Below are 26,212 nucleotides of genomic sequence, written 5' to 3' on the forward strand. Positions count from 1 at the left end.
TACTGTCCTCCAGGTTAAGATTATATCACCTTAGCACCCAGGATCTTCTCCATATGTTTGAGGGCAAACTTGTGGGCTTCAGGGTCAAAACTGGCAACGCAATCCTTGCGCACTTCCACCTGATAATCACGGTTACGGGCATCGGCTACAGTATGCATGACGCATATATCGGTGCAAACACCACATACTATGAGTTTATCGGGATTTACAGCCCGCAGACGTTCATCCAAGTCAGTATCAAAAAAGCCACTGTAACGCCGTTTGGGAATCACAACCCCTTTCTCTACGAACTCTTTAAGCTCTGGGATAATTTCCACTTCAGGAGTGCCCTTCACGCAATGAGGTGGAAACATCTGAAACTCTTTGTCATCTGGGTCGTGGGAGTCAGCCGTGAAGAAGAGGTAAGAACCCTTTGCCAGCTCCTCTTCCAGAAGCTTTTGAACCGCCGGTATAATTTTGCGAGCCTCAGGCCCACAATAAAGAGGGAACCCTTCCTCCAGAAATCCCCTCTGCATATCCACCACTATGACAGCATTAGCCATACTACACCTCCATCTGTAAAATTCATAGGAATTTTAACCAAATACCAAGCTTTAGTCAAAACCCGATGAGCAACTACACCATCACACATCTGGCTGGCAAATTCTGAAAACCAAGAAAGCAACCTTTAAGTTCCTTCTTCTTCTGACTCCTTATCCGCTGCACAGTGTAAACGCCGCCTTCACCCTTTCCAGCTTTTGTAACCGCACTCCTCATGGCCGAGCCCAGAACTCCCAGTCGTCCGTCCCGGCCGATTGTTGACCACAAGAACCCCCTATCCCTTACCACTACTTTAATAGAGCGAGGAAAACGGGTCCTTTGGGCCCGCCTCATTCATACCCACCTAATACATTACCAGAACTCCAGCAACCTTTGGTCGTCCTCCGAAAACATATATTTCCCACATGAACTGTGGCAGAACGGGCTTCAATCTTCTTCCCACGTCCAACAACGGTGAGCCCTCAGCCTCTCCTCAGCGAGAAAGGAGAACTTGTGTGTTACTTCTTTGGTTTTTCAAAATTCGCCGACTAAGGAGTGCATTCATGATTTGTTAGTCAGGGTGCGCCGAATGGCAGGCATAGGTTCGGGAAGGAGGAAGGCGTTGAGCAATTGCCTCTTCCCAGCGACCGCTTTTCGGTCAGGCTCGCAGGTGGGCCACCCCCTGAGCACACTCTAACTCATCCCTGCTCCCTTCAAACGATGGCCAATCACGTCTCTGCACCCACTTTTCACTGCCCCACTTCCGATTTGAATGCCCCTCTCCCGATACTCCGGATAGCGCATTTGCTCCGGTTGCTGGTGTAATAGCTCACTGCCTGATACGCCGCCTCTCTCGCTTGGGTCACTCCTCGCCGATACCCCTCCAACCAGAGGGTTCACCCAAAGGCCTCCGGGTGGGCAAAGTCGGCCTAGAAACTCAACCTTTGAGCCCGCACCTCTCTCTGCCCGGAAGGCAAGCCGTTCAATCTGCCCAACAACTTGCTGACAAATCATGCCCTCCAGCTTCACACCAAGTTGACTGAAATGGGCATTTTGAGTATAATATATTTAGAAACGGGGCGTGGCGCAGCTGGCGAGCGCGCAGCGTTTGGGACGCTGAGGTCGGAGGTTCAAATCCTCTCGCCCCGACCAAGTTAGATGCGGGAGTGGCGCAAAGGTAGCGCAACGGCCTTCCAAGCCGTGTGTTGCGGGTTCGAGTCCCGTCTCCCGCTTTGGGCCCATAGCTCAACGGTAGAGCGGCCGGCTCATAACCGGCGGGTTCCTGGTTCGAATCCAGGTGGGCCCATTCTAAGGCGGCGTAGCCAAGTGGTTAAGGCAGGGGTCTGCAAAACCCCCATTCGCCGGTTCGAATCCGGCCGCCGCCTTTTAAATTTAATCTCTACTTTATGAAAAACATGCCCCTTATATTGGCCGTTATAGGCTTTTTAATTGGACCTGTTCTGGTTAGGGTTGCTAATTTCCTCATCAACAAAAAAACAACTCCCTTATGTCCTTATTGCCAAACACCTTATAAGCCACTGTTAGCTTTAAAGGGTTTAATATTACAAAGAGGCCGATGTTCTTCCTGTAGAGCTCCATACCTTATCACTTATGCTTCGGCCGAAATATTTACCCCAGCGATTTTCGTCCTCATATGGCAAAAATTTGGTTTTTCCCTTTACACCTTTTTTGCCCTCCTTTACGGAGCCTCTTTTATCATTCTTTTCCTGACGGATGTTAATTATAAAGTCATTCCCAGTTTGATAGTGCATCTAACAATAGCTCTGGCCATAATTGGGGAAACAGTAAGAGGCTCCCACTTAAGCAACCATCTCTTAGGAGGAGCTATCTCCTTTTTGCTTTTCCTGGCTTTTTATGCATTGGGGCAAGTTTACACGCGCTGGCGAGCTGTGGAAGAAGTAGCTTTCGGAATGGGAGATGTTAAGCTGGCATTTTTAATAGGGATTATACTTGGATACCCAACCGGATTAAGAGCGCTTTTAACAGGAGTTTTAATCAATGGCGTTATAGTGTTAGCGTTAATAATCAAAGGACTTTTTAGCAAACGCTTCAATCCGCTGGCTCCATTTCCTTATGGCCCCGGCCTTATCCTTAGCTTCTTTATTTTCTGGTTATTTTTATCTTAGCAATCGGTATTGCATCATTGGGAAAACGTTCTCCTCCAGCGGCCAGAGCTGGCAAACGTTCCATTGTCTGAGGGTTATAAAAACCAACATAAAGGGTATAAATCCCTTCTGATGCATCAGGGTGAACTGAGATCAAGTATTCGTCTATTATATATTCTCCCTTGACCCAGGTACTAGTAGGCCTTAAACCTCTAGCTGGTGGATTATCTTTCTGGCCCCATATTTTACCATCTTGACCCACGAGATGGGTAAAAACAGTATAATTCGCTTGTGGTTCGCCTATAGCTTGCCAGACAAGGGTTAAGAGAAAAGATTTACCAGCCTCAACTTGTAAAGCATTTAGTTTATAGCCTATAAGCTTGGCCACATTTTCCACCGTAGCTTCAGAAATGATGATATCGGATGGTTTACGAAAGGAACGAGAGATGGGGTGAATTTTTACTTTGCCTAAAATCCACCCGAAACTTTCCCCTGTTCGTCTGTTTTTTATTTCTCCTTGGATTAAATATTTCCCAGGCTTTAAGCGCCCTGGCATTAAGAGACTAAAAGTGCTTCTTACCGGAACATTTATCCCGGCTTCTGCTGGCTTAAGGAACCCCTCACTTTGGGCTAAAACATCTCCTCGGTCGTTACGTAAATATAAACGCAGGGAAAACTCTTCATCTGTATGAGGCACCCAATAAAGAGTTAAAATTAAAAACTGCCCTTGCAGTAATTCTTCGGGCCATCTATCAGCCCCTATCAAAGTAATTTTTGGAAAGTAAATGCCAAATTTAACAGCTGGATGAGGGAAAAACCCAGGTTCTACCTGAAATTCAGTCAATTTGATTTCAGTTTCACCCTGAATGCTAACGTTTCTGTCATAATCTGGCAAATAGAGGCTAAGCCATAATTCATACTTTCCGGGCAATGTGCCCGGCGGTATCAAAAGACCATGGTGGTCTTTTATTAATTCCCCAGGATTCCACAAAACATAAGGGCAAGAACCGCTTTGTAGAGGACTTAACCTCTTTGCTACGAGATTGCCCTCTGAATCTTTTAAAGAAAGCACAACCAAGACTTCTGTTTCTGGCCTTTTTAATACTTCCCACTGAAATTCTAAACGGATACCCTGGCCACTTTTAAATGGAGATTTATCCATGCGAGCCTTTCTGAGGATGAGCAAGTCTTCAAAATTATATCCAAGGCCTACGGAAATTGGTTTCTCCTGTTTGGACAAAGGCAAAAAGATCTGGATTTGCCCAGCTTTAATGGGTAATTGGTTAGCATCTTTTTCGGGAGAAAGCCAAGGTGGTAAGTATAAAGCAATAAAGGTGCTCTGAGGGAACCAAACTTTCATAACTGGAAAGGCATTCCTGTTAAGCCATTGCTCTATCTTCCCTTCTGGATCCAATGCTGCAGGTGTATAGGGACCAAGCCACAATCGGGGATGTTTAGAAAAAATGTCCCGCAATTTTGCTTCTATTTGCTCTTCTGAAGGGAATTCCCATTCTCGTGGGATAAAACTGAGCTTTTCTGGCAATTTATAGATGGTTAGATTTTCCGAATTGAGGTAGTAATGAGCCAGAATGTCTGCCATTGGAAAGCTCAATACAACCGCATCTCCCGGGTAACTGTTATCAATAATAAAACGAGCGGCTTGACCGAAGGCTCCTTTAGGGAAAGTGTACACAGCTTTTAATCCATAAACGAGGTTCAGAAATAAGAGAATTCCGAAAATTATTCCCAACAATTTTTGCCTCTTGATTAACTTGCTGAAGCTTAGACTAACCAGAATAAGAAGGGCAGGTAGCACAAAGGCTAAGTGGCGCCCTCGTACCATTCCGTACAAAGGGACTAAACCTAAAATGGGAATAACTAACCAAAAGACAGATAAGGGTTGACCTATACTGACAGATTTTAGCGCGATGAACCCTCCATATAAAACTAAAATCCATGTACTGCAAACAGCAATAATTGCCCATTGAGGTAGACTATCAAGCCGAAGTTTGGGCTCCCCTACAATAGTCAATTCAAGGGCAACTATACGGATTCGCTCCATTAGAGGTGTAGCTAACGCTGGGGCCTTAAGTTCTCTTATCAAGGTGCCTGTCAAGCTGGGGAAAGTTATTATGATTATGCTCAATAAAAGTAAGAAAGAAGTGATTATCGCCATTAGCTTGTAGCTCACATTGTAACCTTTGTGGTTTAAGTAAACAATCCACAATAAGTGAGCGATAAAAATCCACAGGAAAAAATAATGAACTAAAAATCCCAAGATAGCCACAATGATGTAAAACGCCATTCCAGCCAAAGGATTTCTTTCCGAAAAAGCCAGGAGTACCAAATTTATTACCAAACTTAGGGCTATTACAAGAGCGTACATGCGAACTTCCTGTGAAAGGGCAACAAGAGGTGAATAAAAGGTCATTAAAATTACAGTCAGTAAAGCTACTTTTTCGTCAACCAACCTTTTGAATAAAGGCCATGCTAAGGCTATGCTTAAAACTCCCCAAAACACGGAAGGGAAACGTAACAACCACTCACCCTTTCCCATCCATTTAATCCAAAAATGCAAAAAGATGTAAAACAAAGGGGGATGTTCGTATAAAGCAGTAGCGCTATATGTTAAAATTTTCTTTGGTGAAGAGAGACTGGCAATATAATAACTGGCCGCCTCGTCCACCCATAATTCAAAAGCTCCGAGTTTGTAAAGGCGTAAGGCAAAACTTATCAACAAAAAACCAAGCACAAAAAGTTTATAGCGCTTCATTTCAATCAATTCCTGTCTCTAATGGCGATTTCTAAAGCTTCCCCTGATTCTGCGCTGTTTAGGTTATACATGGCGAGATTCTTAAGGTCCGGCTTGAACCTATACAACCCCACCCGTATGCGCATTGGGGTTGATTGAGGTGGAAGGTGAATAAGGTGGCGGTCAGGTATTATTTCCCCAGGTTCCCAGCGGGTTGTGGGGGAAAAACTCTCCCCGGGAGGACCATCGTGTTGAGATATCTTTTGGCCTTCACGATCAAGAACGTGGACGAAAGCCGTTAGATTTTCTTCTATCGGCTTAAGGGCCATCCAATATAGGGTTGCTTCTGCCTTTTCCTTTTCTAACCTAAAATTTATTCCTAAAAGCGCTATTTTATCTTCAAAAATCACCTTTGTAGGTTTAGGGCTAACACATGTGGATTGGCGGAAATTTTGCCATCCCCAAAGGGCAAACCAGAGGATAACTAACAACGCAAGTCCAAAAAGTTGCCGGCGCAATCCCCCACGCCATAAAAGCAATAAAAGAAGCAATACCCCTGCTAAGGAGATCGCTTTCCCTATGGTTCTGGGCAACGTATCGCCAAACCATATCTTTACTTTGTGTTCTCCCGCAGGTATCGTTACCGTTATCAGGCCGAGCTCTGGGGAAGGTGTGACGGGAATTGGACGCCCATTAGCAGTTGCTCTCCATCCGGGGAACCAGAACTGGTGCCAGCGGATATAGGTCTCCTGAGAAGATTTAATAGTTAAAGTGAATTTCAGCGGGCAAACAGATTCCAGTTTTATTTCTTCAGGCCAATGATAAGATTCGGGCCACGGAGAAGGACCTTCTCGGGGCAACCAGAACTCTTCTCTCGGAACCTTTACGGTAACCGGCAAATACTCCAGAAGCCATGGCCCTCCCCAAAGCCTAGCCCAAAGGGCTGTTTGGTAGTCGTATTGGGCCATAGAATGGAAATCCACTTCTTTTTCCCTAAGAACCGGTTTGCCTGTTTCAGGCCACGTTAGAGGTTCCCATTTTATTCCAGCAAGGGAAGTGAAGGCTAAAAACGCTAACACGAAGCTAAAAATTACTAACCTGACAGGTTTTGGAGCTCTAAGGCTTAGGAAGCTGGCCAAGGGAGCCACCAGAATGGCTCCAAAAAGCCCCACCATTGTCTGAAATCTCCAGGGGAATTGAAGAAAGGTAAGAGGTTTAAAATGGAGCCAGAGGAAGGAGGAAGCGGTAGTACTCATAAAAACGGCAATGGCAACCGAAAAAACAGCCGTCATGAGTAAGATTTTTTTCTCTTTCGCGAAAGTGCGAAATCCAACCAGAGCTATAGTTAAGCCGCAAACTATTAAGAAAATTTGCCAGGGGCTCAAAAGGTGCCGAGAGAGAGGGTATTTGTGAATCAATGATCTTGAAATTAATTCGAAGACAGGAAGCAGAAACTCCAAGGGCTCAGTGACTGAAGGGGCAACCTGGCCAGCTCTGATCCATTTGGTTTCGGTAAGAGCGGGGAGCCAGTAGAAGGCACTGAGGGTAAAGCCAAGGGTTGCACTGGCAGCGAGGAGAACGAAAGCTTTTATTCGACGGTAAGGTTGGGCCAGCACTGCCACTAAAGAGTAAATGAAAACAAAAGGCGCAAAAATGAAAGCCGAGAGGTTATGGGTCAGGATGAGGCCAGCTATCCCCAAGGCGAGGAAGGGCACAAGTTTCAGGGTGCTTTTTCTGGCTATTTTCTGTATAAGCAGAAGGACTATGGGGAAGAAGACAAAGGCCAGGTGTTCCGCTAAGGCAGCTCTGATATAGGCGTTAGCTATATGGTAGGTGAAATAGGTGTAAACGGCTGCCACCCAAAGCCCCGCTTCTTCACCGAAGAGGTCCTCAGCCCAACGGTAAGCTGTAAAAGCCGCCAGGAGGAAAGATAAGCCAAAGGTGGCTTTGAGGGAATTTATAAACCCAAGCCCAAGCCAGTGGAAAAAAACTACAAGGTAATAGCTTAGTGGGGCATAGAAATTGGTAACTGGATAGCCGTAAAAAAAACCTAGGTTTGGAAGCCACCGAGGGTATAATTCACCCCCGCGAAGAGCATAGTCCAGGTCAAAAGCCCGGAAAAGATGGTGGAATGGGTCGTGGGAGGCCCATAAACCTGGTTTAAAAAGGGGCAGAAGGGCGGGAAGGGTCAAAATTAAAAGTAAAAAAGGACCTGGAAATTTCCAGACCCTCTTAAGCCATACTTTCATTCTTCTTCTGGCAGGAAGTGCGCTTCTTTCTTGCTGTACCATATAGCTATACCTACAACTATGAGGCACAGGGCCAGGAAGATGTAAATGGGCCATTTAGCCGAGGAGTGGGGAGAGTAAACCTTTACAATGATAGGGGCAATTATAACCGATACCAGGTTGACAACTTTTATCATGGGGTTGAGGGCCGGGCCTGAGGTGTCTTTGAGAGGATCACCCACTGTATCGCCCACAACGCTGGCTTTGTGGGCTTCGGAACCTTTCCCGCCATAGAGGCCATCTTCTATTGTCTTTTTGGCATTATCCCAGGCTCCCCCAGCATTGGCCATGAAGACGGCCAGAAGCTGTCCCGTGAGGATTATGCCTGCCAGAAAGGCTCCTAAAGCCTCTTCCCTGAGGGCGAATCCAACAATTACAGGAGAAAGGACCGCCAGAAGCCCAAGGCCTATGAGTTCGCGCTGAGCAGCCCGAGTGCAGATGGTGACAGCCTTGGCATAATCGGGTTTGATGAGGCCTTCCATGAGGCCTGGGATGCGGAACTGTCTTCGAACTTCAACTATTATTAAGGAAGCAGCCCTTGCCACCGCCCTTATTGTAAGAGAGCTGAATAAGAAGGGGATTGCTCCTCCTACAAGCAAGCCAATGAAAACTTCAGGTTTGACCACGTTTATAGCAAAGGCTTGGATTCCGGTCTCCTCGGTGAAAGACCCAAAGAGGCATACTGCTGCAATCACCGCCGACCCTATAGCAATTCCCTTTGTTATAGCCTTGGTGGTATTCCCGACAGCGTCCAGATGAGCCAGGATGTTACGGGCAGATGGTTCCAGCTGCACCATCTCACCAATACCGTTAGCATTGTCCGCTATAGGGCCGAAGGCATCCATCGATACATTGTTGCCTGTAAGAGTTAGCATTCCTATGCCGGTGAGAGCTACACCGTAGAAAATGAGGGCCGGCTCCCCTCTAAAGATCAAAATAGAAGAGCCTATGGCAACGGCTATGACTAATATAGCCCACACTGTGCTTTCATACCCTGTGGCCAACCCCGTTAGGATAGTGGTTGCTGAGCCGGTGCGAGTAGAACGGGCTATCTCCTGCACGGGCGCAAACCTGGTGCCGGTAAAGTAATCCGTAAGGTAATTTATAACTACAGCCAGGATTATACCGGACAGAGTTGCCCAAAAGAGCCTGAGGTCATTAGCGTAGAACTTAGCCAGGAGGAAGAAACCTATTATAGAAGTGATGGCGGAAATGTTGTAGCCCCTCTTTATGGCATCCATAGCGTTCTCTTGCTCGCTGCGAGCATTGACAGCATAAGTCCCAATTATTGAGGACAGGACCCCAATGGCCCGCACCATTAGGGGGAATACAATCCATCGGTAATCGTGGAGGTTACCAAGATAGTGCATCACTCCTATGCCCAGGATCATAGCTGAAACAATGGTAACCTCGTAAGATTCAAAGATATCAGCGGCCATCCCGGCGCAATCCCCGACGTTATCCCCCACCAGGTCTGCCACTACAGCCGCATTACGGGGGTCATCTTCCGGAACGCCCTGTTCAACTTTTCCCACAAGGTCTGCTCCAACATCGGCAGCTTTGGTGTAGATCCCGCCACCGACTCGCATGAAGAGAGCCAGCAAGGTTCCGCCGAAGCCAAAGCCCAAAAGCACATCTTTGGCGTGGATTCCATATATAAGGAATATTATGGTGCCTCCCAGAAGGCCGAGGCCGTCGGTGAGCATGCCTGTTATTGTCCCTGTGCGGTACGCTATCCGGAGTGCATCACCGAAAGATCGGCGGGCAGCTGCTGCTACCCTGACGTTCCCCTGCACAGCCATGCTCATTCCAACGTAGCCCACTGTTCCGGAGAAAGTCGCTCCAACAACGAAAGCAAGAGCTCGCCCAATGGATATTTTCAGAGGTTCCCCAGCCAGATGGGCCGAAAAGAATAGAATTACAGCTAAAAGAACTATGAGCCAGAGGATAGTGCGAAACTGGGTATTGAGGTAAGCCTGTGCACCGCTGCGGATGGCCTCAGCCACTTCTTCCATGTCTTTTGTGCCCTTGGGCTCACGGAGGATTTGGCGTCCCAGCAAGAGGGCATACAGGAGGCCCACAATAGCTATCAGAAGAATGCTCCACACCCCGAAGATTTCGAATGCGCTGGCTCCCTCCAGCACTTTACACCTCCTAATTAAAAATTTTCGCCAAAAGGGGTAAAATTATTCTAATCCTAATGCTTCATTCTGTCAAATGCGCCTAGTTCCTGCGCTGTGGGGAGTGCTACCAAGCGATGGCGCAATCTTGAAAAGGGCGATATCCAGCATGGCTTAGGAGATGAACCCGGTGGAGATAAGGAAAAAGTCCAATACCGCTAATGCGCCACGTCCGGGCACTCTTTTCCGGTAATCCTCTGGTGAAAGAAGGCGTTCATGCTGGTTTGGCTGAGGGCTGTGAGGGGTGGATTGATACGGATGGCGACGGGCTTTTGGGCCCAGAATCTGCCTTGTCTTTGAAGATTAGGATAAAACTTTCCTCATGACTCAGGGGGCAAAGGGGAATTCCAGCAGCGAGCCTTCTGTATAATTTGCCACGCACCAATGCCGAGCTTATAATAAGCATAACCTTCGCTGCACTCCCTCTTTCTCCGTAGCCCTTTTATAGAAGATTACAGGGCTTTAAACCTCAACAGGAGGTGAAAGGATGAAAAAGTTAGCAAGCTTTTTGGCTTTAGCGTTGTTCCTCACCTCTTGTTCTTTCTTAAGCCCGGCCCCCCCCCAACTCCCACCAAAACCCCAAAACCGATCCCAACCCAAACTTTAACTGTTGTCAAAGCAAATCTATTAAACCTAGAGACCCCCACACCGACCCCCACCCCCATTACCGAGTTCTGTCCTCTCACAGGGGAACCAGTGGATAACCCGGAGAAAATTAACCGCAGGCCCCTGGCCGTAAAGATCGCCAACTCTCCAGAAGTAAGGCCTCAATCGGGCCTCTCTTTTGCGGATATTGTCTTTGAGCATCTGGCTGAAGGGGGCTTGACCCGTTTTACCGCTATATTCCTCTGCAAAGAAGCTGAACGCATAGGCTCTATAAGAAGTGCCAGACTTATTGACCTGGAGATCCCTCTTTTCTACCAGGCTATTTTTGCTTACTCAGGAGCTTCGGGGGAAATAACCAGGATGCTGGATAATTGCGATTTCGCCCAGTATACTCTTTCGGAATGGCGCGGGGATCCTGGATTTTTCCGGATAAAGGAGCCAGGCAAAGCTTTTGAGCACACTCTTTTCACCAGCACCACTTCTCTCTGGAAAGTGGCGACTCAGAGAGGTATAAACCAGAAGGTGGATATAAATCACATGGTCTTTGCTAAAGATCCCCCGCCTCATGGCCTTCCGGCTAACGAAATATCAATCCCTTACCATCGCAAGTATTCGGATGTCTTTTACCGTTACGATCCCAGGAAAGAGGCTTACCTCCGCTTCATTGCAGGAGAGCCTCACCTCGATGCCCTAACCGGCGAGCAGATTGCGGTGAAAAATGTGGTTATAGTTTACGTGCACCATGTGGAAACTTTAATAGTGGAAGATGTCCTAGGAGCTAAATCCGTCCAGATACAGCTATGGGGCCAGGGCAAAGCTCAGGTATGCCGGGATGGACGAGTTTACGATGCGATATGGAGCAGGCCATCCCGCCCCGACCCTCTGAAAATTCTGGATTACGGTGGGAATATATTTCCCTTTAAACCCGGGAACACTTGGTTTGAGCTCGTCCCGCTGGACATGGAGGTCAAAATTAAATGAGTTTAAAAAAGGGCCTTATAGAGGTTTACACAGGCGATGGTAAAGGTAAAACAACGGCCGCTTTAGGTTTAGCCTTGAGAGCAGCAGGCCATGGCCTCAAGACCTGCATAATCCAGTTTATGAAAGGCTGGCCCAACTACGGGGAACTCAAATCAGTGGGAAATATACCCGAAATAACTCTGCGGCAGTTTGGAGGCCCCCATTTTGTGGATCGCAACAATCCCTCGCTGCAGGATATAGAAATGGCCCATGAGGCCCTGGAAGAAGCCCGCCGGGCGATGCTTTCGGGCCAGTATGACATAATAGTCCTGGATGAAATTAACGTAGCCCTGGACTTTGGCCTTTTATCGTTGGAGGAAGTAATAGCTCTTTTGGAGGAAAAGCCGGAAGGGGTTGAACTCATCCTCACAGGCCGCAATGCCCACCCCGAAATTATCAAACGGGCCCACCTTGTTACCGAGATGAAGGAGGTGAAACACCCCTATCGGGAAGGAATCGTTGCTCGCAAGGGGATTGATTATTAGTTCAGGGCTGAAAGAGGCAGCAGTCACCCTTTTATGGGGATACCGCCTGTGGCCTGTCAAACTTCTCATTAGAAACCTAGAAAGAGCAAGCTGTGAAGGGCCTCAGCTGGTGATTTGCCTTCTCAAGCCACTGGAAGCAATCTTCAGTTACTTGGCTCGCTGGAAGTGTTGACTTATAATAAACTGGCTCTCTGGGAGAGGAGGGAAGAAATGGATGAAAAGGTCCAGGAAGCGGTGGAAATTTTCAAAGCCTTTTTGGACCGCTGTCCTCTTTATGCTCATACTTTGATCATTTCCCACAGTGATGCCGATGGCGTGGGGGCCGGAGCTATAATGTACAAAACCCTGGAGCGTTTGGGTTTCAAAGACTTTTCCATCCTCATAACGGGGAAAGGCCAGAATGCCTACACTCCATTGACTAAGAAACAAGCTACAGAATTCGCTCCTGAAAGGCTTTTTGTATTGGACCTTGGGTGCAAAGAAGAACCGGTAGTGCCGGGAGTGCCTACCCTTTTCATAGACCACCACCGCCCTTACGGGGTGCCTCCGGAAGGTGTTCTCGTTTCCAGTTACCACTGGGATCCTATCCCTAACACCAGTCTTCTTACTTTCTGGCTTTGCCGGAGTATAGCCAATATAGAGGATCTGGATTGGGTGGCAGCAATAGGAACGTTGAGCGATCTGGGAGATAAAGCGCCCTTTGATATCGTGAGGGAGGCTAAAGAGAAATATAAAGCCAAATGGTTGAAAGAAGCTACAGCCTTGGTCAACGCTGCCCGCAGGAGCAGCTCTGGCGATGCTTCGGTGGCTCTGAGGGCAGTGCTCAAAGCTTCGCACCCCAGGGAAATTGTAGAGGGAGCAAGCCCAGAGGCTCGTTTGCTCCACAAATTTAGAGAGGAATCAAAAGCGGCTCTGGAAGAGGCTAAAAAAGCTTCCCCCAGGTTCAGGGGCAACGTGGCCTTAGTGGAAATTTCCACCCCTTGCTACGTTCACCCGCTCGTCGCTCAAATATGGCGCACTCGCCTCCCAAAATATATCGTAATCGTGGCAAACCACGGTTACATACCCGGCTACGTTGCCTTCAGCGTGCGAACTGCCGCTGATGTTAATGTGCTGGATTTCCTAGGCCAGATAGAGGTGGACGTGGCTGAGGGCTATATGGGATACGGCCACGACCAGGCTTCAAGCGGTGTGATCCCTTTTGAATCCTGGAAGATATTGATGGAAGGACTGGGATTCAGGGATGAATAGACTGGATTCTAAGTTCAGACTTTCGTGGCGGGATGGGATTCACCTCTCAATGCTGGTCCTCGCAGTGTTTATTTTCTTCTGGCGAATATGGATTCCAGACCCGGCCGATAGGGCCAGGTTCAAAGCAGGGGATTTCACCCATATCTTTTTTCCTGCGCGGTATTATGCTGCTTCCCACCTGGCAAATGGACGCCTCCCTCTCTGGAACCCTTTTGTTTCGTGTGGCTATCCCCATTTTGCTGACCCTCAGGCCGCTACTTTTTACCCCATCGCGTGGGTTACCGCTCTATTAACCAGGGGGAACCTCTCACTGGAAGCCCTCCAGTGGGAAGCCTTTTTCCATTTTCTCCTGGCTGCTTTCTTCACCTATCTTTTCGCCTTCTATCTAACGGGGAACCGGGGAGGGGCTTTCCTGGCGGCTCTTTCCTTCTCCTTTGGCGGATACCTTACAGGCTTTCCCCCTCTTCAACTTTCCATGCTGGAAGCCGATATCTGGTTGCCTGCGTCCCTTCTGACCGCCACTATCGCCATTGACCGGAAAGCATTCCTGTGGGCAGGATTATCTGGACTCAGCCTGGCGATGGTTTTTCTAGCAGGGCGCCCGCAAGCTTATTTGGAAATTTTCATCCTATTCCTCTCCTGGTTTTTCTACCGAGCGCACATTAAGAAGCTCACTCTGAAGGAAACTTTTGGACTCTTAACGGTAGCGCTTTTGTTCTGCGGAGGATTCGGAGCAATCCAGGCTATTCCCACTCTGGAGCTCATCAGGCTTTCAGATCGCGCAGTCATAACCTGGGAGTATGTCTCTGAAGGAGGATTTGCCTGGTGGGAACTGATGGGAGCCGTGCTGCCCCACGTGGTGGGAAGCTACGCTTTATACCCTGGCCTCGTGGCTATCATCCTGGCAGTTTATGCAGTATGGAAGAAACAGGGGCTTTTCTGGTTCTGGATTGCCCTCGCAAGCCTTTTCTTTTCCCTTGGGGAAAACTTCGCACTTTTTTCCATCTTCTACCTGTTTCAAAAGCTAATCTTCCCCGGTTACCTACGCAATGTGGAAAGAATGGCTTTAGACTTCAACTTCGCGATAGCAATATTAGCTTCCATAGGTTTTGCAAGTTTGGAAGGAGAGGGCCACAGTTTGCGCAAGCCTTTAAGGGCTCTTTTTATAGCTTTTTCAGGAGCCTGGGTTTTAGTTTCTCTGGCAACTAAAGCTTCACCTCTCCAACCTCCTCACTACAGCTGGCTCTTGGATTCTCTGGCCTATGATTCCCTATTGCTCCTGGCAATATGGGGAGCCTTTGAGTTAGCTGGAGAGAAACTCCGCCATCTCCTTTTACCCATCATTCTTATACTGGACCTTTTCACCATAAACATGGGAAGAATTCTTGAACCGGCTCGGGGCATCCATCCTCCTTTTGATGCGGTGAAAAAGTTTGAGCCTCTCCAGACCATTCCCGGTGTGTTCCGGGTAGAAGGATACGAATCGGGCTTTGCAGACTTTGGGGTTTTCCTTGGCCTTGAAAGCATCTTCGGGATGGCCCCCCTTCAGATGGCCTGGCACAAGAGAATTATGGCTAACGTAGAAGAGATAACGCGTCTCAAGCTCATGAACGTTCACATTCTGGCCACAAAAAGGGATATTACTCACGGGGCTTTCAAGTTACTCTACGAAAAAGATGACCTTAAGTTTTACGCCTTTTTTGGCTTTAATCCCAGGGCCTATCTGGTAGAAGAAGTCCGAAGGGCCCAAAACGATGGGGAAATCGTCTCCATATTGAACTCCCCCGATTTTAACCCAAACTCAATGGCGGTTGTGCCGGCTGAGTTCCCCCACCTTCCTGAAGTTCCTCTGAAAGAAAGCGAGAGGGTAGAAATTCTGGAGCGGGGAGAGACCTTCGCCGTTTTAAGGGTCAGGGCTGAAGTTCCGAGATTGCTGGTATACGTAGAAAGCCATTACCCTGGCTGGCAAGCAGAAGTTGATGGCCGTCCGGTTACCATTTACCGGGTGAATGGTGCCTTTCGTGGGATAATAGTTCCTGAGGGTGAACATCTGATCTCATTCCGATATCGGCCTGTCAGCCTTTATTTAGGGGCAGGGCTGAGCTTCACGACTTTCCTGGGGCTTTTAGTCTGCTTTGTGCTCTCTTCAGGGAATAGATTTCGGAGGTTTTGGGTTAAATCTTAAAAAGGGAGGTGATATGAACGAGCCCGGGCCATGGGTAATTTTCAATGCCGATGATTTTGGGGATTGCTCTGAAATAAACGAAGCAATAATACGGGCGCACCGGGAGGGGGTTCTCACGAGCGCAAGCCTGATGGTGGGAGGGAAAGCTTTTGAGGAAGCCGTAAAACTTGCCTGGGAAAACCCTTCCTTGGCGGTGGGCCTCCATGTAACTCTGGCCGAAGGGTGGCCATCCCTTTCTCCCCAGGAATTGGTGGGGCTCGCAGATGAGAAAGGTAAACTGAAAAGCGGGTCTGTAGTGGGTTTCTTAATTTTGTTTCGCAAGGATGCCCGTGAAGCCTTGTTCAGAGAAATGGAGGAGCAGTTCCGAAGGTTCCTCGCTACCGGTTTGCAGCTTTCCCATGTGGATGGTCACCTCCACCTTCACCTTCACCCTCTGATCTTCCCTGAACTCCTCCACCTGGCGGAAGAATTCGGAGCCAGTGGTATCCGTATCCCGAGAGATAACTGGAGCCTTTCGCTTAAGTTTCCCCCAAGACGATTTTTCCTCAGCACTTTCTGGGCCCTTATCTATGCTCCTCTGGTTTCCTGGGCTTCAAAGTTAGCAAAGGGAAGGTCCCTGATCGTGGTTGATAGAGTTTACGGTTTATTTAAAAGTGGAAGCATGAGCGAGGAATACGTGGTTGGTGTATTGAAGAGTTTGCGGGGAAGCTCTGCTGAGCTTTACTTTCACCCCACCTCAGGCCCGCGCCTTGCGTCCCTTGGCCCCAATCCCGGTGACCTGGATACCCTTATGAGTCCCCGAATTCGGCAGGTTATAGAAGAAAGGGGGATACGCCTTGCCACCTACCCTATGCTGCGGAGGGAAAGCCGTGGGCATTGAAGCGATTTTAAGCCTTTGTATCTTTGCAAGCTGGATTTATTGGGCTGTAGCTCTTATTTCTACCTGGGCCTTCTGGCGGGAGAAGGAAGAAATAGACCCAAATTTCACCCCGCCTGTCTCCGTATTGAAACCAATAAAGGGGTTGGATTATGGAGCTTACCTCAACTTCAAGAGCTTTTTTACCCAGGATTACCCCAGCTATGAAATCCTTTTCGGAGTTGAAAGCCCCGATGAACCGACATTGCCGGTAATAAAACGCCTCATGGAGGAATACCCTCATGTGCCAGTCAAAATCGTAATGGCTGAACCCCAAAGTGCTAACCGCAAAGCCGGAATGCTGGAAATCCTGAGCGCTCATGCCTCTAATCCTATCCTCGTGATTTCCGATAGCGATTTTCGGGTCCCTGCAGATTACTTGAGGCGAATAGTATCGCCTCTCAAAAGGCCTGAGATAGGGCTCGTTACAAGTTTCTATCGGGGAAAAGAAGCCCTAACGACGGCGGCAAAAGTGGAAGCCCTCTACATAAGCACCAATCTTCTGCCTTCCGCATCCATAGGTCTAAGGTGGCTTAAAATGGGCTATGCGTTCGGTTCAACTATAGCTTTATGGAGCAAAACCCTGGAAGAAATAGGGGGCTTTAAGGCCTTTGCCGATTACCTTGCCGATGATCACGAAGCGGGGGCGAGAGTCAGAGCTACCGGCAAGTTTGTTCACCTTTCCCGGTGCATCGTTGATACCACCCTTGGCCCAGTTCGCTGGCGAGAATTGTGGTCGAGACAGCTTCGGTGGATGCGCTGTGTCCAGGTGAGCCGTCCATACCTATATCCGGAAATAGTGCTAACCTTTTCTATACCCCTTTCCCTCTTGCTCGGGTTCCTCACGGATTTCTCCTTCTTTTCCCGCGCTGTTCTGCTAATGTCTCTGGGCATCAGGCTCCTGGTAGGGTGGCTGGCTTTAGGTTTTATGGATTACGGGGAAATGCGCAGGAACATATTGCTTCTGCCCTTAGGGGATCTTCTCCAATTCGCTCTCTGGCTCTGGAGTCCTTTTAGTCGAAAGATAGTATGGCGTGGGGAAGAATACTGGCTAAAGAGGGATGGGCGGATAGAAAGGTTGGAAAGGAAAAAGCGTCGTATGCCTTTCTCCCTCCTATGGTGGCGTCGTCGTTAGGAAGGATTATTTCACCGGCTGGGGTCGGCGCTCCTTCCCTGAAATAGTAGACAATCAGATGGACACCCTCTATCTGATCATCAGGGGCATGCAGGAAGTAATCGTCACGGATGATTTCACCCTTTCTCCAGCAGGAAGTTGGATATGCTCCCCAAACTGGGGGGTGGTCCTGCTGGAAAATTAAACCTTTATGCGCAATGCGAACTGAGATTGTATAGTCCATGGGGATAGGCTGGGTCGCCTTCCAGAAAAGACTTACTCTGAATTTGTCCCCTTCCCTGCCCGCAGCATATCCGGCCAGTTTCACCCCCGGGACTATTTCTCTCTCCACAGGTTTTACCTGAAGGCATCTTCGTAGGCACGCCTCTTTCGGGAGTTCTTCAACAGGCTGTGTCTGGAGGAGAATTAAATTTTCCCCTCCTGAAGAGGGATAAAACCCTTTCTGGCACAGATCCGGTATCAGGTGTAAAGCCTGGCGAGTCAGGTAACAGGTTTCCCCGAGACGGGCTCTTTCCAGAGCTTCTTCCACTGAAACAGGTTCAACCCTGGGCTTTTCCCCCCAGACGCTCATGAGGTACTGAAGGGCGAGGTTCTCAGGGTAAGTCCCTCCGATGCAACTTCCTGGAGCGGGGTTATCGGCTAAGATGGCCCAACCGGGGACGAGGCCTGTGGCTTCAGGCCTGCCACTCTGATCGGCCATGGGATAACTTTTGACCAAACGCCAGACGAATATAAGGGCGAGGAAAGCCCCCGTAATAGCACGAACTCCGATATAGGGACAGGTTTTAAGAAGCTGATTGGCGAAACTCACAGCTCCCAGAACTATAAGGGGGTAAAGAGGCATTATAACCTGATACCAGTTCCCGAAGCGGTCAAAGTAACAGAAGGCAAAGTAAAAGAAGGCAGTGCTGTAGAAAAGGGAGGCTTTTTTTCCTCCCAGGAATGACCACCCCGCAAGCCCCATCACCATAATTGGCCAGGTCAACTCGTTTAAGGCAAGCCAGGGGTAATTGGGGCTTGGAGGCCATAGAGTCCAGCTCATTTCGGAGCGCCCCTGAGGGGCTGTGAGAAACTCCAGGAACCAGGCGAAAGCGCTGGGCCATTCTCCCTGTCCCCTCCACTCTGGATGCTGAGCCCCCCGGATGTAGACGTAAGCGTAGCTTGAAAGAGGAAGCAAAAATGCCGCCAGGGCTTTCAGGAGAAAGCGACGGTTGCGCAGGAGAGATGGTTCTTCCTTCAGGATGAAAAAAACAATAGGAGGCAATATGAGCAGTGTTGTTACCAGATTGGCAGCGCACGTCCCAGCTACAAAAGCAATCCACAAGAGGAGTGAACGGTCCCGCTTTTCCTCCCATTTGAAGGTCAGCCAGAGAAGTAGAAGGGTCTGGAACACTGCGGATGTGTATTGCTCGGTGGTGACGGAATAGTACCAGAAGAAATAGGTCACAGCGTAGAAAGCGGTCCCCCAAAGAGCAAGGGGCCACCTCTGAGGGAATAGGCGCAGGAGGAGGGAGTAAAAGACTAAGAGGGAAAGGATGGCCCAGAGGGTGGAGTAAAGGGAAAGGATCTGAATTGGATTGAGGGCCCACCGCAGGAGGGGGCGCAGCGAGTGGAACCAGAGCCAGCCCAGCATAGTGTAAAGGGGGTAACCAGGAGCGTTAGCGAATCGGGCTTCAACCTGAGCATACTGGTGGGTGATAAGATCACCCCCCATTAACTCATCGGGCCGAAGGCCATCATCTAGAGTTAGAAGGTAAAGGGAAAAAGCTGCCAGAAGCAGAAAGGTCCCAGCCAGCCATTTGAAAGAAAACATGGACTTAGCGGTGGTCAAAGTAGATTTCGGCTGATATGCAACCTGAAGAGTCAGTTTTTACGTTGGCGTAATCAGATATACGGTTCCCAGCGGCATCGGTAAGGTAGACCTGCCAGTTTCCCGGGAGTGGTCCATCAACCTTCAGCGTGCAACCTCTGGAGCCATCTATAGGAGTAGTGGGGCCGTTGCAGACCCCCACCGGGACAAAGACTACGTTTACCCCTCCCTGAGGCTGGCCTCCCGCTCTAACGAAAACTTTAAGGTAAGCACTGCCCGCCCCCATGCATTTTACGGATGTGAGGACATAGGGCATGGATGGAGGTGGAGGCGGTGGGACAGGGGTAGGCGTTGGCCGTGGGCGAGGCGTTGGAGTAGGAGGTATGGTTTGCGCTACACTCAAGGCATCAATGGTTCCCCCTTCTATCCGCAGGTACTGGGCCAGCGCCCAGCCATCTTTCCCTCCGATGCAGCAAAGTTGGAGCCAGTCACCTCTGGCGTCCCTGGCCAGGACTGTAAAGGTATCGTTCAGTTTAGCCTTTCCCACAACAGGGTAGACAGCCCCTGGGCCTGAACGAATGTTAAGCTCGGTAATGATGACCACAGCCCTAACCTGGCCGGTGGGCGTTTCAATGGGGCCTGGAGTCGGAGTAGCCAGAGGCGACTGGAAAGCGGTCTCGGGCTGGCTTACCGGCGATGGAGAGGGCATGGGGGCAGGGTGTGTAACCTCAGGAGAGGGGACAGGGGTAGAAATAGGAGCTGGGGGAAGAGCAGGAGTTGTTTCTGAAGGGGTTGGAGTGAAGGTAGGTTTTGGGGTTCTGGTAAAAGTTGGGGAGGGAGTTGGTTCCCGTTGAGCCAAAGGAGCACCAGCGCATCCAGCTACAAGGATGGCAAAAACCACCAGCAAGGAAACGAGCTTCATGATTATCGCACCTTTCTGAATGTAATGTTGTCAAACTGCCCCGCTTTATTGCAATCCTCAAAGGTTATCACCACTGTATCCGAAAGGTTTTGCAATCCGGGAGGTGGGGATTTTGTAAGCCCTATGCGCACATTAGGAGTATTATCGGCGACCAGACGGATGCGGAACTCAAAAGGCTGTGGAGGATGATATAATTCCGGGCCCAGCGGGGTGAAACCCACTTCTCCGGGCGGCTCGCGGATACCAGGGATATCTATCCCCGTGCTCATGTAAGCCCAGTTATCGAACCAGTTTAGCTCTACGACCACGCCGTTTATGGGGTTGCCGGCACCGTCTACAACTCTAACTCTGAACCAGACTGCTCCACAGTTAGGAGCCTGGCGCATGCTTCCCTGGACGTAAACATAAGGCCAGGCAGGGGCCGGGGTTGGGGTAGGGATAGGAACAGGGGTAGGAGTAGGGGGTCTGGGGGTTGGAGTGGGAGGAATATCGGTGGTTACGTTAATCATAGCGATTTCGCCCGGAATGCTCAGAAGGGAAGTTGAAACCCATCCTTCCCTGCCTCTTACACAGCACACCTTTATCCAATCTCCCCTCTCATTTCTTGCCCTTATTTCAAACTGAGTGCCTCCTGGAACCTGGCCTATCAAGGGGTAGACAGCGCCTGGCCCCTGGCGGACGTTAGCCCTGGCCGCACTCACTATTGCTATCTGGGGGACAGGAGGTGTTGGGGATGGAGTGGGAGTAGGGGTAAAAGGTTCCGGAGTGGGGGTAAAGGTAGGAGTGAAGGTGGGAGTAGCAAGGGGGGTTGGAGTGAAAGTGGGCCTTGGAGTTCTGGTAAAGGTGGGGGTTGGGATTGCTGCTCGGCGCTCCGGGAGCAGACCGCAGCTTAAAGTTAGCGCAGCTAAGGCTAAAACGAAGATTAGGTAAAGCCATGGTTTTCGGCTCATATAGCTGCACCTCCTGAAATTACTTAAGCCCCATTATATCACCGAGGCTCAAGGGGGCCAAATTTTTAAAATTGCTTCAGGTCCCTTCCTCCCACGAACTCAGGTATTTTTCCTGTTCGGGAGTAAGGGTGTCAATTTCCACCCCCAGGGACACGAGCTTCAGGCGGGCGACCTCTTCATCAATCTCTCTGGGCACGGGGTAAACTTTCCTTTCAAGGGTGTGGCCGTTTTTAACCAGGTAAGCGACGCTCAAAGCCTGGTTGCTGAAACTCATATCCATAACAGCGCTGGGGTGGCCTTCGGCAGCGGCCAGATTAACCAGCCTTCCCTCGGCCAGGAGGTTTATGCGTCGTCCATCGGCCATTATGTACTGGTCCACGTTCGGGCGGACGCGCACTTTTTCCACAGCCAGCTCTTCCAGAGCAGGGATGTTTATTTCCACATTGAAGTGGCCTGCGTTAGCCAGAATTGCCCCGTCCTTCATAACCAGAAAATGCTCACGATCTATGACGTTTATATCGCCGGTGGCGGTAACGAAAATGTCGCCGATTTTAGCGGCCTCCCGCATAGGCATTACCCTGTAACCATCCATCAGGGCTTCAAGAGCTCGGAGAGGATTGACTTCGGTAACGATCACGTTGGCCCCCATACCCTTGGCTCGCATTGCTATACCGCGGCTGCACCATCCGTACCCCGCCACCACAAAGGTTTTCCCTGCCAGAAGAACGTTGGTAGCTCTAAGGATCCCGTCAATAGTGGATTGGCCTGTGCCGTAGCGGTTGTCAAAGAGGTACTTAGTGAGAGCATCGTTTACAGCGATTATTGGGTAGCGCAGGGCTCCATCTTTAGCCATAGCCCTTAGCCTTATGACCCCGGTAGTGGTTTCTTCGGTCCCGCCGATTACCCCTTCCAGCAGTTCTGTGCGTTCCTTGTGAAGAGTTGAGACAAGGTCTGCCCCATCGTCAATAGTTATATGGGGGCGGTGCTCGAGGGCAGCGTGGATGTGGCGGTAGTAAGTTTCCCTATCCTCACCTCTTAAGGCAAAAACAGAAATGCCTTCTTCTACAAGATAGGCAGCCACCTCATCCTGAGTGGATAGGGGATTAGAGGCGCAGAGAACCACTTCCGCTCCACCGGCTTTGAGAGTCAGGGCCAGGTTGGCGGTCTCACTGGTTATGTGGAGGCAACCGGAAATGCGAACTCCTTGCAGGGGCTTTTCCTGGGCGAATCGTTCTCTTATGAGTTTGAGGACGGGCATTTCCTGAGCTGCCCATTCGGTTTTTTTCCTCCCTTCTGAGGCAAGGGATGGATCTTTAATGTGATATTTAAGGGCAGTCATCTTCTAAACCTCCTTAGCCGGAGTTTTACTTTTCAGGGACAGGGACATCAATGGAGATCCTTGTGCCTCTTCCGATGGCGCTTTCCACCTTTATCTCCCCACCGATAGCCATAATGTTTTCCCGCACACTGCTTATCCCTGAAGTTCCTGAGGGTAACTCTGCCTCCACATCGAAGCCAATGCCGTTGTCTTCTATCACTGCTCCAACCCTGTTGCCCGTTATATCTACCATTACCTGAACCTGAGAAGCTCTGGAATGTCTGTGAACGTTGTCCAGTAGCTCTTGAAATGCTCTGAAGAGAACAACCTCGACGTAGGGAGGAAGCCTCCTTTCCTGGCCGGTTAAATTGAAAATGGTCTTTATCCCAGTTTTGCCTTCAAACTCCTGAAGGTAAAGCCGGAGGGTCGGGATTAAGCCAAGGTCATCCAGCATCATTGGACGGAGGTTGAATATAAAACTGCGGATTTGCTGAAATGTTTCGCTTGCTGCTTTCTTCAGGTTAGCCAGCTCTTCCTGAGCCTTTGCTTTATCCCGTGTGAAGAACTTCTCGCATATTTCTGCTTGAAGCATAAGGTTCGTGAGAGCCTGAGCGGGGCCATCGTGCATCTGACGGGCCAATTCCCTCTTTTCCTGTTCCCGGGCTTCAATAACCTTGAGGACCAGTTCGCTCGGTATGAAAGTTTCTCTCTCGGCAGGCCAGCTGACCTCCAATTTCTCCCCCAGGTCCAGGAGACGCCGCAGATGGTTAGCATATCTCTCCAGAGCTTTATACTGGGATTCTATTTGCCCAATTTTTTCCCTCAAAGTCAGAAGCTGAACCTGCAAAGCCTGGGCCTGCCTGTAAGCCTGGTAAACCTCCTTAGCTGAATAACGTTCAAGGTTTAACTCCATCTGGCGAAGCATGAAGGTTGTCTGAGCGCTCTGGGAAGTAATTTTTTCCAGTTCAGCGCGTGCTTGACGCAATAGGTCCTCACTTTCCTTAAGCTCTCTCAGCAGCTTCTGATATTCCTCAGCGCATTCTTTTAGAAAGCGGAGAAATTCCTCCATTGCCATCCTCCAGTTCGTTAAGCCTTATCCAGCCTCTTCTCAAAGCATAAAGGACAGCCTGTGTGCGGTCATTTACTGCAAGCTTGCGCAGGATTGAAGTCAGGTGGTTCTTAACCGTTTGTTCTTTGATTCCTAAAGTCAGAGCGATCTGTTTATTGGAATAGCCTTTGGCTATAAGCTGAAGGACCTGCAGTTCCCGTGAGGAAAGAGGTGTGAAAAGTTTGCCTGGTTCACCACCAAGCTCAATGGCCAGCCTTTCGAATTCCCCCAGGAGCCAGCGAGCTACTGCTGGCTCTTCCAGAATCGCTTCCCCGATGAGGTAGTAACCTTTAGCTACCATTTCCACAGCTTCTATAAGTTTATCAGGGCTAATCTCTTTGGTCAGGTAGGCCGCAGCTCCTGCTTTCAGGGCGTGGAAAAGCTGGTATTCCGCGTCAAAGCCCGTTATAAGGATAACGGCAGTATTGGGACAGTGGATTTTAAAGAAGCGGGTAAGCTCCAGACCATTCATGTAAGGCAGGTTTATATCTACAATAGCCACGTCCGGAGAAAGCTTTTTGGCTAATTCCATCGCCTCCTTTCCATCGGAGGCTTCTCCTACTACTTTGATGTTCTCGTTTTTTTCCAAGATATATTTTAAGCCCTGCCTGTAGATTGGGTGGTCATCCACCAGAAGGACCTTTATCACCTTCGCCTCCGGTATAAGCTCTTAAAGGGCAAAAGGGATAAGGATAGAAAGGGAGTTCGCCGCAATTTCCATCTTTCCTCCTAAAGCGCAGACCCGGGCATGGAGAGGAATTAAAGCGGTAAACATCCTGGTTTCCCTCTCGTCAAAGGGCAGGCCATCGTGGTAAAGATGGAAGGAGAGAAAGCCTTGCCCTTTTGAGGAGGAAATTTCAATCCTGCTGGCTCGGGCGTACTGGTAAGCATAGAGCAGAGCTCCCTGGAAAATGCGGAAGAGGAATAAAGCAAACAGGCGGGGAAGCTTTTCAGGGAAGTTTTCCAGTTGCAGTTCAATTTTCACCGATAGCCCTTCAAAAGTTTTCTTTATGAAGTATCTGAGCCCTTCCGGTAGACCCATTTTGATAAAATCTTCCGGAGATTGGAGCCAGAGAGTGATTTTACTCAAATCCTCCATGACCCTTCTCAAGAGTTCTGCTCCCACCCCTTGCTCCCGGAAGGCCTCGGCGATGCGCCCGCCAAGCTCTGTCACGAAGTCGGCGAATGCCTCTCTTTCCTTCTCAGCTAAATCTAAAGTTAAGCTTATTTCCGATGGGCTGATTTTCTTCTGCGGAGATAGCTCCAGTATAGACAGCGCTTTTCTCAAAAGATAGTTTGCTTCGTGAGGTAGTAACTCCCCTTTTGCGAGGCTTAAGTGAAGCTCATGCAGTGCTTTTTCTAACCTGGAAAGAAGTTCCTCCGTTTCTTCCATGAAAATAGCTTTCCTCCCCCGGTTTGGAAAAAGTATACCATAAAGAGCCGTGCTTTCGCAAAGAGCCGTGAAGCTGAGGCTGGCAAATTTTCGGACTGCTTGGGTTTAAACCTTTGCTGTCCTTGGAAGGGTTAAAGCCCTGGGGCGACACCTGGTGGCGCACAGGCCACATCCCGCACACTTTTGCGGCTCCAGGACCGCTTTCTTGTCCACTACTTTTATAGCTCCATAAACGCAGGAAATCTCACATAATCTGCAGCCGGTGCATTTCTCAAGGTCCAGCAAAGGTGGAACAGGGTGAAGCCGGTATTCCTGTTCCTGCAACTTTTTGATAGCCAGGCCTCGGATTTCTTCCACCGATTTGTAGCCGTGATTATCAAGCCACTCTTCAATTTCTCTGGCGATTTTGCCGAAGATAGAAGGCCCTCTGAGGATGGCGGCAGTGCAAACCTGCACTGCCCATGCCCCGGCCATCATGAGTTCTACAGCATCGGTGCCTCTCGATACTCCACCAACCCCAATTATCGGGAGGTCCACTGTCCTGGCGATATCGAAGATACAGCGGACAGCCAAAGGTTTCAGGGCCAGTCCCGAAAGCCACCCGTATCCTTCTCTGCTTCCCATGAGGGGAAAACCCGTCTCTATATCAATGGACATTACAGGTCCAAAGGAGTTTATAGCCACGATCCCATCGGCTCCGGCTTCTCTGGCTGCCAGGGCGGCCTCTCGGACGTCCCGGAAAGGGCTGAATTTCACGAACACTGGCACTTCTACAGCCTCTTTGGCTGCCTGGATAGCTTCCATCATGGGGTGGGGATCATCTCCTATGTAATGGGTGGAAAGCTCTAACGCGTCAGCATAAGGTTTTACCTTAGGAGCAAGCCGGGCTATGTCTTGAGCGGTGTATCCGAGGCTTATTATGAGGGGAAGACCTGTTTCTTTAGCAATGGCATATTCTTTCTCAATCCATTGCTCCGGAGGGAGCTCGGACCAGAGCTCGGTATTGAGGAAGCCTCCGGGAATCTCGGCCATATTGGGGCGAGGAACCTGAGCAGCTGTCACCGAGATGGTTTTGGATACGAGGCCTCCGGCTCCTCCTTCAGCACACCTTTTCATAGCTTCACCGTTCCAGACAGGAGGACCGGCGGCAGGCATAACGGGGTTGCGGAACTTTATACCGCAAATTTCCACTTCAAGCTTCGCCATCTCTCCTCCTGAATAGCAATCAATTCGGCGCGAAGGCCTGAG

The 26,212-nt window shown here is 49.6% G+C and carries 19 protein-coding genes, 4 tRNA genes and 1 pseudogene; 11 read left to right on the forward strand and 13 right to left on the reverse strand.

Going from position 1 to position 26,212, the window contains the following annotated elements:
• Positions 1 to 20 precede the first annotated feature (20 nt).
• Together NZ653_03440 and NZ653_03445 are read right to left on the reverse strand one after the other, a co-directional pair.
• Positions 21 to 542 (reverse strand): cysteine hydrolase, encoded by a 522-nt coding sequence (locus NZ653_03440; GenBank protein MCS7286177.1) that lies wholly within the window; start codon positions 540 to 542, stop codon positions 21 to 23.
• Between the two features lie 73 nt (positions 543 to 615).
• On the reverse strand, positions 616 to 873 hold the full coding sequence (locus tag NZ653_03445) for a hypothetical protein (protein ID MCS7286178.1): 258 nt from the start codon (positions 871 to 873) through the stop codon (positions 616 to 618).
• Positions 874 to 1,594: 721 nt separating this feature from the next.
• Between NZ653_03445 and NZ653_03450 the strand changes: the two genes are divergently transcribed.
• The 5 genes from NZ653_03450 to NZ653_03470 all read left to right on the forward strand — a co-directional run bounded on the left by NZ653_03450 (position 1,595) and on the right by NZ653_03470 (position 2,666).
• Positions 1,595 to 1,671, forward strand: a tRNA-Pro gene (locus NZ653_03450).
• Between the two features lie 8 nt (positions 1,672 to 1,679).
• A tRNA-Gly gene (locus NZ653_03455) sits at positions 1,680 to 1,751 on the forward strand.
• Between the two features lie 2 nt (positions 1,752 to 1,753).
• Positions 1,754 to 1,825 (forward strand) — tRNA-Ile (locus NZ653_03460).
• A 6-nt stretch (positions 1,826 to 1,831) separates the two neighbouring features.
• A tRNA-Cys gene (locus NZ653_03465) sits at positions 1,832 to 1,904 on the forward strand.
• Between the two features lie 21 nt (positions 1,905 to 1,925).
• On the forward strand, positions 1,926 to 2,666 hold the full coding sequence (locus NZ653_03470) for an A24 family peptidase (protein ID MCS7286179.1): 741 nt from the start codon (positions 1,926 to 1,928) through the stop codon (positions 2,664 to 2,666).
• Here NZ653_03470 and NZ653_03475 read toward each other — a convergent pair.
• The 3 genes from NZ653_03475 to NZ653_03485 are packed head-to-tail and all read right to left on the reverse strand — an operon-like array spanning position 2,641 to position 9,826.
• Positions 2,641 to 5,418: a glycosyltransferase family 39 protein gene (locus NZ653_03475; GenBank protein ID MCS7286180.1), complete on the reverse strand. Its 2,778-nt coding sequence runs from the start codon at positions 5,416 to 5,418 to the stop codon at positions 2,641 to 2,643. The genes NZ653_03470 and NZ653_03475 overlap by 26 nt on opposite strands.
• A 5-nt stretch (positions 5,419 to 5,423) precedes the next feature.
• Positions 5,424 to 7,646 carry a 6-pyruvoyl-tetrahydropterin synthase-related protein gene (locus NZ653_03480; GenBank protein ID MCS7286181.1) on the reverse strand — a complete coding sequence of 741 codons (2,223 nt, stop codon included), beginning with the start codon at positions 7,644 to 7,646 and terminating at the stop codon, positions 5,424 to 5,426.
• Positions 7,643 to 9,826, reverse strand: coding sequence for a sodium-translocating pyrophosphatase (locus NZ653_03485; GenBank protein MCS7286182.1), 2,184 nt, complete (start codon positions 9,824 to 9,826; stop codon positions 7,643 to 7,645). Before NZ653_03485 ends, NZ653_03480 begins: the two co-directional genes overlap by 4 nt.
• A 573-nt stretch (positions 9,827 to 10,399) precedes the next feature.
• On the opposite strand from NZ653_03485, the gene NZ653_03490 reads away from it, so the two are divergent.
• The 6 genes from NZ653_03490 (at position 10,400) to hpnI (ending at position 17,463) form a co-directional block, all read left to right on the forward strand.
• Complete coding sequence (locus NZ653_03490; protein ID MCS7286183.1) at positions 10,400 to 11,452, forward strand: DUF3048 domain-containing protein; 1,053 nt, start codon at positions 10,400 to 10,402, stop codon at positions 11,450 to 11,452.
• Positions 11,449 to 11,976 (forward strand): cob(I)yrinic acid a,c-diamide adenosyltransferase, encoded by a 528-nt coding sequence (gene cobO, locus NZ653_03495; GenBank protein ID MCS7286184.1) that lies wholly within the window; start codon positions 11,449 to 11,451, stop codon positions 11,974 to 11,976. Before NZ653_03490 ends, cobO begins: the two co-directional genes overlap by 4 nt.
• Positions 11,977 to 12,186: 210 nt before the next feature.
• Positions 12,187 to 13,227, forward strand: a complete 1,041-nt coding sequence (locus NZ653_03500; protein ID MCS7286185.1) for a phosphoesterase — start codon at positions 12,187 to 12,189, stop codon at positions 13,225 to 13,227.
• Positions 13,220 to 15,412, forward strand: coding sequence for a YfhO family protein (locus NZ653_03505; GenBank protein MCS7286186.1), 2,193 nt, complete (start codon positions 13,220 to 13,222; stop codon positions 15,410 to 15,412). Before NZ653_03500 ends, NZ653_03505 begins: the two co-directional genes overlap by 8 nt.
• Positions 15,413 to 15,425: 13 nt before the next feature.
• Complete coding sequence (gene hpnK / locus NZ653_03510; GenBank protein MCS7286187.1) at positions 15,426 to 16,292, forward strand: hopanoid biosynthesis-associated protein HpnK; 867 nt, start codon at positions 15,426 to 15,428, stop codon at positions 16,290 to 16,292.
• A complete protein-coding gene (gene hpnI / locus NZ653_03515; GenBank protein ID MCS7286188.1) occupies positions 16,282 to 17,463 on the forward strand; it encodes a bacteriohopanetetrol glucosamine biosynthesis glycosyltransferase HpnI in 1,182 nt (393 codons plus the stop codon). The genes hpnK and hpnI overlap by 11 nt, the downstream gene beginning before the upstream one ends.
• A 1,174-nt stretch (positions 17,464 to 18,637) precedes the next feature.
• On the opposite strand, the pseudogene NZ653_03520 reads toward hpnI, so the two are convergent.
• From NZ653_03520 to NZ653_03555, 8 genes and pseudogenes are all read right to left on the reverse strand, one after another.
• Positions 18,638 to 19,177 (reverse strand): annotated as a pseudogene (locus NZ653_03520) (DUF2723 domain-containing protein).
• A 103-nt stretch (positions 19,178 to 19,280) separates the two neighbouring features.
• Positions 19,281 to 20,195, reverse strand: a complete 915-nt coding sequence (locus tag NZ653_03525; GenBank protein ID MCS7286189.1) for an SH3 domain-containing protein — start codon at positions 20,193 to 20,195, stop codon at positions 19,281 to 19,283.
• Between the two features lie 2 nt (positions 20,196 to 20,197).
• On the reverse strand, positions 20,198 to 21,145 hold the full coding sequence (locus NZ653_03530; protein ID MCS7286190.1) for an SH3 domain-containing protein: 948 nt from the start codon (positions 21,143 to 21,145) through the stop codon (positions 20,198 to 20,200).
• 76 nt (positions 21,146 to 21,221) lie between these two features.
• Complete coding sequence (gene ahcY / locus NZ653_03535) at positions 21,222 to 22,484, reverse strand: adenosylhomocysteinase (GenBank protein ID MCS7286191.1); 1,263 nt, start codon at positions 22,482 to 22,484, stop codon at positions 21,222 to 21,224.
• Between the two features lie 25 nt (positions 22,485 to 22,509).
• A complete protein-coding gene (locus NZ653_03540; protein MCS7286192.1) occupies positions 22,510 to 23,532 on the reverse strand; it encodes a histidine kinase in 1,023 nt (340 codons plus the stop codon).
• Positions 23,495 to 24,220 (reverse strand): response regulator transcription factor, encoded by a 726-nt coding sequence (locus NZ653_03545; GenBank protein MCS7286193.1) that lies wholly within the window; start codon positions 24,218 to 24,220, stop codon positions 23,495 to 23,497. Before NZ653_03545 ends, NZ653_03540 begins: the two co-directional genes overlap by 38 nt.
• Before the next feature lie 21 nt (positions 24,221 to 24,241).
• Positions 24,242 to 24,964, reverse strand: coding sequence for a hypothetical protein (locus tag NZ653_03550; protein ID MCS7286194.1), 723 nt, complete (start codon positions 24,962 to 24,964; stop codon positions 24,242 to 24,244).
• Positions 24,965 to 25,069: 105 nt separating this feature from the next.
• Entirely contained in the window at positions 25,070 to 26,170 is a 1,101-nt protein-coding gene (locus NZ653_03555) for a diguanylate cyclase (GenBank protein MCS7286195.1), read from the reverse strand.
• Positions 26,171 to 26,212: the final 42 nt, after the last annotated feature.

Source organism: Anaerolineae bacterium, from assembly GCA_025062375.1.
Classification (GTDB): domain Bacteria; phylum Chloroflexota; class Anaerolineae; order SpSt-600; family SpSt-600; genus SpSt-600.